Here is a 12,654-nt window from a genome sequence, read left to right as displayed (position 1 = left end):
ATTCATTATTTCGTGAAAAAAATTTCACAGTAATGTTACATTTCTCACAGAAACAGTAAGACTATATGTAGTAACATTTTAATCAAAAGATAACAACATATTGGTGGAGGGTTATAAATGTTACAAAATAATACACGTGGAGAAGAAGAATTAATGAAAGTGTTTGAGACAATAGTCCACGGCAATGAACAAGATTTGATGCAAGAAAATGCAAATGTAGACGGCCGCTCTCCAATGGGCGTAATGGGAACGTTCGCATCTGAGAGTGCAAAATATTATGCTGTTGAGAATTTATTGTCAGATCAAGTGAAAAAAGCGATAAATGAAAATATATTATATCCACATGATTTAGATTTTTATGCAACAGGAACGACGACTTGTTCACAAATTCCGTTAGCGCAAATGCTTGCTAATGGTTTTCATACTGGACATGGACATATGAGACAACCGCAAGACATTAAAAGTGCATTGGCTCTTTCGTCTATTATTTTTCAAGCGAATCAAAATATGCAGCATGGTGGTCAATCGTTTGCACTCTTTGATATTGATTTAGCACCTTATGTACGAAAAACAATTGAGAGACATAAAAAACGATTACAATCATATCCGCTTACGAAAGAACAAATAGAAGAATTTTCATGGAAAGAAACGGAAAATGATACGTATCAAGCGTGTGAGGCTTTCGTTCATAATTCGAATAGTATGCATAGTAGGGGCGGAGGACAAGTACCGTTTATTTCTATTAATTATGGAACAGATACATCAAAAGAAGGAAGAATGTTAATTAAACAACTTTTAAAAGCGACACAAGCTGGACTTGGTAAAGGAGAGACACCGATTTTTCCGATTCAAATTTTCAAGATGAAAAAAGGTGTGAATTTTGAAGAAAGTGATCCGAACTACGATTTATTTGAATTAGCATTAGAGACAACCGCAGAGCGATTATTCCCTAACTTTTCATTTTTAGATGCTCCGTTTAATGCAGTGCATTATGATGGAAGACCAGAAAGTGAAGTATGTTACATGGGATGTCGTACCCGTGTTATGTCTAATATACATGGAGAAGAAACAGCGATTGGTAGAGGGAATTTATCATTTACGTCTATTAATTTAGTGAAATTAGCGTTAATTAGTGGTTCAAAAGAAGCGTTTTTTGAAGCGCTAAACTATTATTTAGATTTAGGAATTAAGCAGTTATTAGAAAGATTTGCGTATCAATGTACGAAGCGAGCAAGAGATTTTCAGTTTTTATATTCACAAGGTGTATGGCGTGGTGGAGAAACGTTGCATCCTGAAGACTCCGTAGCCTCAATTTTAAAACAAGGGACGTTAAGTATTGGTTTTATCGGTCTTGCGGAATGTTTAGTAGCTTTAACAGGAAAGCATCATGGGGAAGATGAAGAATCATGGAAACTTGGGTATGAAATTATTTCCTTTATGAGAGATAGAATGGATAAAGCGACAGAAGAACATCAACTGAATTTCTCAGTAATTGCAACTCCAGCAGAAGGATTATCAGGGAAGTTTGTGAAAAAAGATAGAAAAGAATTTGGCGTGATTAGCGGTATAACGAACCATAATTACTATACGAATTCATTCCATATTCCAGTTTATTATAACATTCAAGCGATAAATAAAATTCGTTTAGAAGGTCCGTTCCATGCTCTATGTAACGGGGGACATATTACTTATATTGAACTAGACGGAGCAGCAATGCATAACAAAAAGGCATTAAAACAAATTGTACAAGCCATGGCAGAACATGGCGTTGGATACGGTTCAATTAATCATCCTGTTGACCGTTGTAAGTGCTGTAGTTATCACGGGGTTATTGGGAATGAATGTCCAAGTTGCGGGAATGAAGATGAGGCTAATATAGAAAGAATTCGCCGTATAACAGGCTATCTTGTAGGAGATATGTCAAAGTGGAATAGTGCGAAACGTAGTGAAGAGATAGATCGGGTGAAACATAAATGAAAGTGATGAATATTATTCATGATAGTGTAGTAGATGGAGAAGGATTGCGGACAGTCGTGTTTTTTGCGGGCTGTCCGCATCGTTGCGTTGGTTGCCACAATCCGAAATCGTGGAATATTTGCAACGGAACGGAAATGACAGTAGAAGAAATTGTGAAAGAGATTGCAAGTAATCCATTAACTGATGTAACATTTTCAGGTGGAGATCCATTTTTTCAAGCTGCTGAAGTGAAAAAGGTAGCAAAAATCGTGAAAGATTTGAAAAAAAACCTATGGATGTATACAGGTTATACGTTAGAAGAGATACAGAGTTCTCAAAATAATGATATGATAGAGTTGTTACATTATGGGGATGTTTTAGTCGATGGAAGGTTTGAAATTGAGGAAAAAGATTTAACACTTCCATTTCGCGGAAGCTCCAATCAACGTATTATTCGATTGAAAGAGTAAAAAGGCGGGATAGATTATATGAACAAAACGGTATTGCTTGTTGAAGATGAAAGAAGATTACGTGAAATTGTTAGTGATTATTTTCGTAATGAAGGCTTTGAAGTAATCGAAGCAGAAGATGGAAAAAAAGCGTTAGAGTTATTTGCAGAGCATGAAATTGATTTAATTATGTTAGATATTATGTTACCGGAAATAGATGGATGGTCTGTTTGTAGAAGAATTAGAAAAGAATCAGCAGTACCAATTATTATGTTGACAGCGCGTTCGGATGAGGATGATACATTGCTAGGTTTCGAATTAGGTGCAGACGAGTATGTAACGAAACCATTTAGCCCGAAAGTATTAGTAGCTCGTGCAAAGACGTTATTGAAACGTGCGGATGGTGCGGTAGGAGTAGCGGAAGAAAATGCTATGTCTTTAGCTGGAATAGAAGTGAATCGTCTATCTAGAACTGTTTTAGTAGATGGAGAAGAAATTATATTGACACATAAAGAATTTGAACTTCTTGTGTATTTAATGGAGAACAAAGGAATTGTGTTATCACGTCAACATTTATTAGACCAGTTATGGGGATATGACTATTACGGTGATGACCGAACGGTTGATACCCATATTAAAAAACTTCGAAATAAGCTAGGAGATAAAGCGAAGCATATCGGTACTGTTATTCGAGTTGGTTATAAATTTGAAGAATAATCTAGAACGATTTGTGTAATTTAGCCTAGGGAAATGGTAATTTTATACTCTCTTTTGAAGGTAAAATGTACAAAAAATACTTTTTTTGTCTACAATGTTAGATAAGTGTATTTTTTTAATTGGATTTCACGATGAGTTCACAAGAAGGACACAAAACGTGACTATACTGAAAATACGAATTCACCAGAGAGGGGAAATAAAACATGGGATATTACGACGGACCAAATTTAAATGAAGAGCATAGTGAAACGAGAGAAGTGAGAAAATCAGGTAGTAAAAAAGGCTATTTCTTCACAGGTTTAGTGGGAGCTGTAGTCGGAGCGGTTTCGATTAGTTTTGCAGCACCATATATGCCATGGGCTCAAAATAATGGAGCGCCAGTATCATCATTTAGTTCGGATTCAAAAGTAGAAGGTACTGTAGTTCCTGTTGTAAATAAAGCGAAAAATGAAACTGATTTACCTGGTATGATTGAAGGGGCGAAAGATGTTGTTGTAGGTGTTATTAATATGCAACAAAGTGTTGATCCATTTGCAATGCAACCGACAGGTCAAGAACAACAAGCCGGTTCAGGATCAGGTGTTATTTATAAAAAAGCAGGAAATAAAGCATATATTGTAACAAACAACCACGTAGTAGATGGAGCAAATAAACTTGCTGTGAAGCTGAGCGACGGAAAGCAAGTTGATGCGAAATTAGTTGGTAAGGACCCTTGGTTAGACTTAGCGGTTGTTGAAATTGATGGATCTAATGTAAATAAAGTTGCCACTTTAGGTGATTCAAGTAAACTTCGTGCGGGTGAAAAAGCCATTGCAATCGGTAATCCACTTGGATTTGATGGAAGTGTAACGGAAGGTATAATCAGTAGTAAAGAACGCGAAATTCCGGTTGATATTGATGGGGATAAACGACCAGATTGGCAAGCACAAGTTATTCAAACGGATGCAGCGATTAATCCAGGTAATAGTGGTGGTGCATTATTTAACCAAAATGGTGAAATAATTGGGATTAATTCAAGTAAAATTGCACAACAAGAAGTTGAAGGAATTGGATTTGCTATTCCAATTAACATCGCAAAACCAGTTATTGAATCTCTTGAAAAAGATGGAGTAGTAAAACGTCCAGCTCTTGGAGTAGGTGTTGTTTCACTAGAAGATGTGCAAGCTTATGCAGTCAATCAATTGAAAGTACCGAAAGAAGTAACAAACGGCGTTGTATTAGGTAAAATTTACCCAATATCACCAGCTGAAAAAGCTGGTTTAGAGCAATATGATATTGTAGTAGCATTAGATAATCAAAAAGTAGAGAATGCTCTTCAATTCCGTAAATATTTATATGAAAAGAAAAAAGTAGGCGAGAAAGTAGAAGTTACATTCTACCGTAACGGTCAAAAAATGACGAAATCGGCTACTTTAGCAGATAATTCAGCTACAAAGAATCAATAATCGAAATAAAAGAAAGTCTCTTTCATATTGAAAGAGACTTTCTTTATCGGCTATACTAAAGGAATAGGAGGGATTAATTATGACAATTGAAAACCCAACTCGTACGGAAATTGGTGAAGTGTTAAAGAAAAGCAAAACAATTGCGGTTGTTGGATTATCAGATAAGCCAGAACGTACATCGTATATGGTTTCAAAAGCAATGCAAGATGCTGGATACCGCATTATTCCAGTTAATCCAACAGTAGATGAGGTGCTCGGAGAAAAGGCAGTTTCTTCACTAAAGGATATTAAGGAACACGTTGACATTGTAAATGTATTTCGTCGCTCAGAGTTTTTAATGGATGTTGCAAAAGAATTTGTAGAGATTGATGCAGATGTTTTTTGGGCACAATTAGGAGTACAAGATGAGGATACATATAAACTTTTAAAAGAAAAAGACTATACTGTAATAATGGATCGTTGTATTAAAGTAGAACATGCGATGACAAAATAGTATAGATTTAAAGGTAGAAAGATTGATTCAGCCCTCATTATAGATAAGTAGGGCCGATGAACGAGGTGTTCATCATGAGATTTTTTAAAGGCTGTTTTTGGGGATTGTTATTTGTAATCCCATTTTGGATCTTGATCATTTGGATCATAATAAAGGTTTGGAATGTGTAATCTTGGAATACATATCCATTTCTCGTTGACAAACGATTATTTTTCTGAAATAGTAGCCTAGAGGAATCCTTGTGAGAAAACAAGGATTTTTCTATTGAAAATGGTATATAAAAGAGATAAGATAACTTGCCAAAACGATAGTCGAGGCGTTATTCTATAATAGAAACATATGTTCTGATTTTGGATTAGGAAAGGGGCAAGGAGTTTGGCGAAGCATCAGTTCCAATATAATGAAGATGCGATTCAAGTGTTAGAAGGACTTGAAGCCGTTCGAAAACGCCCGGGTATGTATATCGGGAGCACGGACAGCCGTGGATTGCATCATTTAGTATATGAAATAGTAGATAACTCCGTTGACGAAGCGTTAGCGGGATTTGGCGACGAAATTTCAGTCGTAATACATAAAGATAATAGTATTAGCGTTATAGATAAAGGGCGAGGAATGCCTACGGGAATGCATAAACTTGGGAAACCTACACCTGAAGTTATTTTAACTGTACTTCATGCCGGTGGTAAGTTTGGTCAAGGTGGTTACAAAACGAGTGGTGGTTTACACGGTGTTGGGGCATCGGTTGTAAACGCCTTATCAGAATGGTTAGTCGTAACGATTAAGCGTGACGGAAATATTTACGAACAACGCTTTGAAAATGGCGGTGTTCCTGTAACGACGCTTGAGAAAATCGGGAAGACGAAAGAGTCTGGTACTACGATGCATTTCAAACCAGATACAACGATTTTCAGCACAACAAATTATAATTATGAAACATTATGTGAGAGATTACGTGAATCTGCATTCTTATTAAAAGGAATGAAAATCTCGATAAAAGATGAACGAAATGATTTAGAGGATGTATTTCATTATGAAACGGGAATTGAAGCTTTTGTTTCCTATTTAAACGAAGAAAAAGATTCCATTCATCCAGTTGTATATTTCACTGGTGAACAAAATGGAATTGAAGCAGAACTAGCATTTCAATTTAACGATGGCTACTCAGAAAACATTTTATCGTTTGTAAATAACGTACGTACAAAAGATGGTGGAACACACGAAGCTGGATTTAAAACAGCGATGACGCGTGTGTTTAACGAGTATGCTCGTAAAGTAGCACTATTAAAAGAAAAAGATAAAAACTTAGAAGGCACAGATATTCGTGAAGGTGTAGCGGCTATCGTTTCGGTACGTGTACCAGAAGAAGTGCTTCAGTTTGAAGGGCAAACGAAAGGGAAACTAGGTACAAGTGAAGCGCGTTCTTCAATTGATGCCATTGTATCTGAGCATTTAGCATACTTTTTAGAAGAAAACCCTGATGTAGCTACACTTCTTGTGAGAAAAGCAATTAAAGCAGCACAAGCCCGTGAAGCAGCCCGTAAAGCAAGAGAAGAAGCGCGTAGTGGTAAGAAAAAGAAAAAATCAGAAGGTACGTTAAGCGGGAAATTAACACCTGCACAATCACGTAACCCGCAAAAAAATGAACTGTACCTAGTAGAGGGTGACTCTGCCGGTGGTTCTGCGAAACAAGGACGAGACCGACGTTTCCAGGCCGTATTACCGTTACGTGGTAAAGTAATTAATACAGAAAAAGCAAAGCTTGCTGATATCTTTAAAAATGAAGAGATTAATACAATCATTTATGCGATTGGCGGCGGTGTAGGAAATGAATTTGATGTTGAAGATATTAACTACGATAAAGTTGTAATTATGACCGATGCCGATACGGATGGGGCTCATATTCAAGTATTGTTATTAACGTTCTTCTACAGATATATGAAGCCACTTATCGAAGCTGGTAAAGTATTTATCGCACTTCCTCCTTTATACAAAGTAAGTAAAGGAAAAGGTAAGAGTGAGGTAATTGAATACGCTTGGTCAGATGAGGAATTAGACGGTGTAACTAAAAAAGTTGGAAAAGGCTATATGTTACAACGTTATAAAGGACTTGGTGAAATGAATGCGGATCAATTATGGGAAACAACAATGAATCCTGAAACGCGTACATTAATTCGCGTGAAAATTGATGATGCAGCTAGGGCAGAGCGCCGCGTTACAACGTTAATGGGCGATAAAGTAGAACCGCGCCGTAAATGGATTGAACGTAATGTACAGTTTGGTATGCAAGAAGAAGGAAATATTTTAGAAAATGAAATGATTATGGAGACGGAGGTGGAATAACATGCAAGCAGAGAAGTTTCATGACCTCCCGCTTGAAGACGTGTTAGGTGATCGCTTTGCACGTTATAGTAAATATATTATTCAAGATCGTGCACTTCCAGATGCGCGTGACGGCTTAAAGCCAGTACAAAGACGTATTTTATATTCTATGTATGTAGAAGGTAATGTACATGATAAAGCGTTCCGTAAGTCAGCTAAAACAGTCGGTAACGTTATTGGTAATTATCATCCACATGGTGATTCCTCTGTATATGAGGCGATGGTACGTTTAAGCCAAACTTGGAAAGTACGTAATGTTTTAGTTGAAATGCATGGTAATAACGGTAGTGTTGACGGGGATCCAGCAGCAGCAATGCGTTATACGGAAGCTCGTTTATCACCAATTGCATCTGAGTTATTACGTGATCTTGATAAAGAAACAGTAGAATTCGTATCAAACTTTGATGATACGAGTGAAGAACCAGTTGTATTACCAGCAGCGTTCCCGAATTTATTAGTGAACGGATCTACAGGGATTTCCGCTGGTTATGCAACAGAAATTCCTCCGCATCATCTTGGAGAAGTTATTGATGCTACAATGATGCGTATTGATAAGCCAAATAGTACTGTTGATGATTTATTAACAGTTATGAAAGGACCAGATTTCCCAACAGGCGGTATTATTCAGGGGATTGATGGTATTAAAAAGGCGTATGAAACAGGTAAAGGTAAAATTATTATTCGCGGAAAAGCAGAAGTTGAAACAGTGCGTGGTGGGAAACAACAAATTGTAATCACTGAAATTCCTTACGAAGTGAATAAGGCAAACCTTGTAAAGAAAATGGATGAATTACGTCTAGATAAAAAGTTAGATGGTATTGCTGAAGTGCGTGATGAGACAGATCGTACTGGTTTACGAATTGTTGTTGAATTAAAGAAAGAAGCAAACGCCGAAGGTATTTTAAATTATTTATATAAAAATACAGATTTGCAAATTCCATATAACTTTAATATGGTAGCGATCAATAATCGTCGTCCAACACTTATGACATTACCGAAAATTTTAGATGCTTATATTGGACATCAAAAAGAGGTTATTACGAGACGTTCGCAATATGAATTAAGAAAAGCAGAAAATCGTCAACATATTGTAGAAGGTTTAAAGAAAGCATTATCGATTTTAGACCAAGTAATTGAGACAATTCGAGCTTCAAAAGATAAACGTAACGCGAAAGATAATTTAAGTGCAAAATTTGGCTTTACAGAAGCACAGGCAGAAGCAATTGTTTCCTTGCAATTATATCGCTTAACGAATACAGACATTACGGCGTTACAAGAAGAAGCAGATGAGCTTAATAAGAAAATTATTGAGCTACAGGCAATTTTACAAAGTGAAAAAAGATTGCTTCAAGTAATTAAAACTGATTTAAAGAGAGTTAAGAAAACGTATAGTGATGATCGACGCGCTATTATTGAAGATCAAATCGAGGAAATTAAAATCGATGTAGAAGTGATGATCCCACAAGAAGATGTCATCGTTACTGTAACGAAAGAAGGATATGTGAAACGTACTGGATGGCGCTCACATAATGCCTCAAACGGCAAAGACTTCGGTATGAAAGAGGGTGACATCTTACTTGAACGATTCGATACGAATACGACAGAGACAGTCCTCTTATTTACGAATAAAGGAAACTATATATATCTGCCAGTATACGAAATGCCAGATATTCGTTGGAAAGATTTAGGTCAGCACGTTGCTAATATCGTTTCACTCGACCGGGATGAAACAATCATTTGGGCAACGGTTGTACCGAACTTTGAGGAAGAAAAACGATTTATCGTATTTGTAACAAGAAATGGTATGATAAAGAAAACAGAATTAAATCAATATAAAGTTCAGCGTTATTCAAGAGCATTCGTTGCTGTAAACTTGAAAAAAGATGATGAAGTTGTCGATATATTTGCGACAGATGGAACGAGTGATATCGTTCTTGCTACACACGGTGCATATGCACTTATTTTCCATGAAGAGGAAGTAAGTCCAGTCGGTGTAAGAGCTGCTGGAGTGAAAGCAATTAATTTAAAAGAAGATGACTATGTCGCTTCTGGTAAACCGTTAAATGGTGACAAAGATCAACTTATTCTCGTAACACAGCGCGGTGCTGTAAAACGCCTAAAAGCATCAGAAATTGAGAAATCAACGAGGGCGAAGCGAGGTCTTGTTATTTTCAAAGAATTAAAACGTAATCCGTACCGCATTGTCGGTATTGAAATCGTTCGGGACGATGAATTAGTTTACATGAAGACAGAGAAAAACATTGTAGAAGAAATTGATCCGAAAGCGTATCGAAATAAAGACCGGTATAGTAATGGTAGCCTTGTGCTAGATGTTAATGATACTGGTGAAGTAGTAGAAACGTGGACGAAGAAAAGACCAGAATAAAGAGGGCATCTTGCTATGAATAGTAGCAAGATGCTTTTTTCTAGGCAATTTATTATGTAAATAATAATAATCTTGTTATAATAACTGAATGAAATCGTTCTCATAAAGTTCAACTAATCGGGCTTTAACAAGCAGTTGATTCCTCACCTAATTCCTTAGCTTTCACTGAATTTTGGGTTAGGAATCTTACTGCTCGTTAAAGCGGCACAAATGGAGGGGCAACATGAAAAAAATAGGTGTAGGGATTGTAGGATTTGGTTTTTCTAGTACGACATTTCATATCCCACTATTACAAACAATAGAAGAATATGATATTCGTGCTGTATTATCCTCAAAAGAAGAGGTAGTAAAAGACACATTACCAAACGCTAATGTTGTTAGTACAATTGATGAATTGGTGAAGCGAGCTGATGTTGACTTAGTTGTTATTACATCACCTAATACAACTCATTTTCCATATGTAAAAGAAGCAATTTTAAAAGGTAAGCATGTTGTTGTAGAAAAACCATTTGTTGTCTCAATTGAAGAAGGGGAAGAGCTTATTTCATTAGCAGAGCAGCATAATGTAATGTTAAGCGTATATCATAATCGTCGTTTTGATAATGATTTCTTAACAATTAAGAAATTGTTAGGAGAAAACAGAGTAGGGAATGTATACGCATATGAATCGAATTTTGATCGTTTCCGTCCACATGTACGTGATCGATGGAGAGAAAAAAATCTACCAGGCTCCGGTATATTATACGATTTAGGATCGCATTTAATTGACCAAGCGTTATCAATATTCGGGAAACCAGATGCGATAAGTGCAGATGTAATAAAACAACGACCAGGTGCAGAGGTGGATGATTATTTCCACATAGTACTTCATTACGGAGTTAAACGTGTCATTTTACGTAGTAGCAGTTATGTGAAAAAAGCTGGACCACATTTTATAGTGCATGGAGAGAAAGGTTCTATCGTGAAGTACGGTATGGATTCGCAGGAAGAGCAATTAAAAAATGGAATGAAGCCAGGTGATAACGGTTATGGAGTAGACGATGAAGAGAATTTTGCTACTTTAGAAACAGAAGAAAGCTTAGAGCGTATTCCAACAGAAGTCGGTTGTTATGACAATTATTATAAAGGTGTACGAGATAGTATATTAAATGGTGAGGAACTACCTGTAACAGCAAAAGAAGGTTTAGATGTTATTAAAATGATTCAATTAGCGATTGAAAGTAGTGAAAAGGGTAGAGTCATTTCTATAAAATAAAAAGACACGAAATTCGTGTCTTTTTTATTAGGAATATGTGAATATGATTAATTAATTAGTTTAGTCGTTTATCATACATTAATTGGATTTGTATGCCATAAGGATCTTCAATAATACCATATGCTTCACTAAATATATTTTTTTCTAGCGGAGAGATTATTTTCACATGCTTATCGGAAATTAAATTATTATAAAACCGTTGTATTTCTTCTAAATTAGCGCTTTGAATGCAAAGTGACATGTTATTTCCAACGTTATAACGTTCATTATGCTTCATTGTATCTTCTGCTATCATTAGCTTTGTATTCCCAATTTGTAAAACAGAGTGAGCAATATGATCTTTATTTTCACTTGTAATTTTAAAAGAACTATCTCTTTTCGCCAGTTCTTCATACGTAACAATCATTAATTTTTTGGCTTCTAAATTACGTGTATAAAAGTTAATCGCCTCCTTTGCTTGCCCGTTCATTGAAAGAAAAATAGCTATCTCTAATGTCATAAATATATAACTCCTTTATTAGTTGATAATTATAATATAGATTAAAAAGGTTTCAATACATGATACCTTTTTGGGAGGGAAATATGAAAAAAACTGAACGAATAAATGACATGCTTATTTTCTTAAATAATAAAAGATATTTTAATTTAAAAGATTTAATGGCTAGATATGCTATTTCTAAAAGTACTGCGTTGCGAGATATTCAATCATTGGAAGAAATAGGTGTACCCATATATTCTGAATTAGGTAGAAATGGAAGTTATAAAATTATAGAAAATAGTGTGTTATCGCCAATTTATTTTAGTGTGGATGAAATGTATGCGTTATACTTTTCAATTCTTACGCTAAATGGATACAAGACAAAACCATTTAATGTAGAAAGTATTGCGCTTGAAAATAAATTTAAACATGTATTACCTGATAATGTGAGTAAAAATATTTCAATTATGGAACGAACGCTTTCCTTTGAAGTAACAAATCATAGTAATTTTAGTCCGTTCTTAAAAGAAATTTTACAGGGAATTTTTGCTGAGCAAGTTTATCATTTAACATATTTAAAAAAAGGTGAGGAGCAAGCATTGGTTGCCCAATTTATTCGAGTAGAATCTAAATTTGGCCAGTGGTATGCTAAAATCTTTAATTTTGAGACAAATCATGTTCAAATAATTAGATGTGATAAAATTCTTTCTATTGTGGAAACGAGCAATATTAATCCAAAAAATCTTGAAGAATTATTAAGTTATCTTACTACCTTTCACAGAAAGTCTGATGCAATTGATTTTAGCGTCATTGTTAATCAAAAAGGAAAAGACATTTTTGATAAAGAGAATTACCCTTCCATGAGGTTGCAAAAGGAAAATGAAAATTACATTATAACAGGCTATTTTAACAAGCAAGAATCTGATTTTATTTCAAATTATTTTCTGAATTTCGGTGAAACGATTATTTCGATTCAACCTGTTATGCTAAAAGAGTTAATCTATAATAAGGTGTTATCTATAAAGCAGCATTTAACTTCTTTAAGATAAAGTTAGTTTTAGCTATTTATTTGATATGAAAAAGCCCTTGAGATTTA

10 protein-coding genes are annotated in these 12,654 nt (G+C 35.4%); 9 read left to right on the top strand and 1 reads right to left on the bottom strand.

The window, feature by feature from the left end:
• Positions 1–117: 117 nt before the first annotated feature.
• From ACTFN4_RS00410 to ACTFN4_RS00375, 8 genes are all read left to right on the top strand, one after another.
• Positions 118–1,977, top strand: coding sequence for an anaerobic ribonucleoside triphosphate reductase (locus ACTFN4_RS00410; protein ID WP_000940076.1), 1,860 nt, complete (start codon positions 118–120; stop codon positions 1,975–1,977).
• Positions 1,974–2,426: an anaerobic ribonucleoside-triphosphate reductase activating protein gene (nrdG, locus tag ACTFN4_RS00405; RefSeq protein WP_000867076.1), complete on the top strand. Its 453-nt coding sequence runs from the start codon at positions 1,974–1,976 to the stop codon at positions 2,424–2,426. The genes ACTFN4_RS00410 and nrdG overlap by 4 nt, the downstream gene beginning before the upstream one ends.
• An 18-nt stretch (positions 2,427–2,444) precedes the next feature.
• The gene (locus ACTFN4_RS00400) at positions 2,445–3,122 is read left to right on the top strand and encodes a response regulator transcription factor (RefSeq protein ID WP_001044679.1); all 678 of its coding nucleotides are present in this window, start codon (positions 2,445–2,447) and stop codon (positions 3,120–3,122) included.
• Between the two features lie 203 nt (positions 3,123–3,325).
• Positions 3,326–4,567, top strand: a complete 1,242-nt coding sequence (locus ACTFN4_RS00395; RefSeq protein WP_000542646.1) for a S1C family serine protease — start codon at positions 3,326–3,328, stop codon at positions 4,565–4,567.
• Positions 4,568–4,646: 79 nt separating this feature from the next.
• Positions 4,647–5,060 (top strand): CoA-binding protein, encoded by a 414-nt coding sequence (locus ACTFN4_RS00390; RefSeq protein ID WP_000151390.1) that lies wholly within the window; start codon positions 4,647–4,649, stop codon positions 5,058–5,060.
• A gap of 375 nt (positions 5,061–5,435) precedes the next feature.
• Positions 5,436–7,400: a DNA topoisomerase IV subunit B gene (gene parE, locus ACTFN4_RS00385; protein ID WP_001062202.1), complete on the top strand. Its 1,965-nt coding sequence runs from the start codon at positions 5,436–5,438 to the stop codon at positions 7,398–7,400.
• A 1-nt stretch (position 7,401) separates the two neighbouring features.
• Complete coding sequence (parC, locus tag ACTFN4_RS00380) at positions 7,402–9,825, top strand: DNA topoisomerase IV subunit A (protein ID WP_001147464.1); 2,424 nt, start codon at positions 7,402–7,404, stop codon at positions 9,823–9,825.
• A gap of 223 nt (positions 9,826–10,048) precedes the next feature.
• Positions 10,049–11,080, top strand: coding sequence for an oxidoreductase (locus ACTFN4_RS00375; RefSeq protein WP_000719747.1), 1,032 nt, complete (start codon positions 10,049–10,051; stop codon positions 11,078–11,080).
• Between the two features lie 55 nt (positions 11,081–11,135).
• Here the strand turns inward: ACTFN4_RS00375 and ACTFN4_RS00370 are convergent, their stop codons facing one another.
• The gene (locus ACTFN4_RS00370; RefSeq protein ID WP_000171342.1) at positions 11,136–11,579 is read right to left on the bottom strand and encodes a VOC family protein; all 444 of its coding nucleotides are present in this window, start codon (positions 11,577–11,579) and stop codon (positions 11,136–11,138) included.
• A 59-nt stretch (positions 11,580–11,638) separates the two neighbouring features.
• Between ACTFN4_RS00370 and ACTFN4_RS00365 the strand changes: the two genes are divergently transcribed.
• Entirely contained in the window at positions 11,639–12,607 is a 969-nt protein-coding gene (locus ACTFN4_RS00365) for a helix-turn-helix transcriptional regulator (RefSeq protein WP_075678014.1), read from the top strand.
• Positions 12,608–12,654: the final 47 nt, after the last annotated feature.

This window comes from Bacillus cereus group sp. MYBK95-2 (assembly GCF_051915225.1).
Lineage (GTDB): Bacteria > Bacillota > Bacilli > Bacillales > Bacillaceae_G > Bacillus_A > Bacillus_A cereus.
Note: the sequence above shows the minus strand (reverse complement) of the source record. Positions and strands in the feature narration are given on the sequence as shown.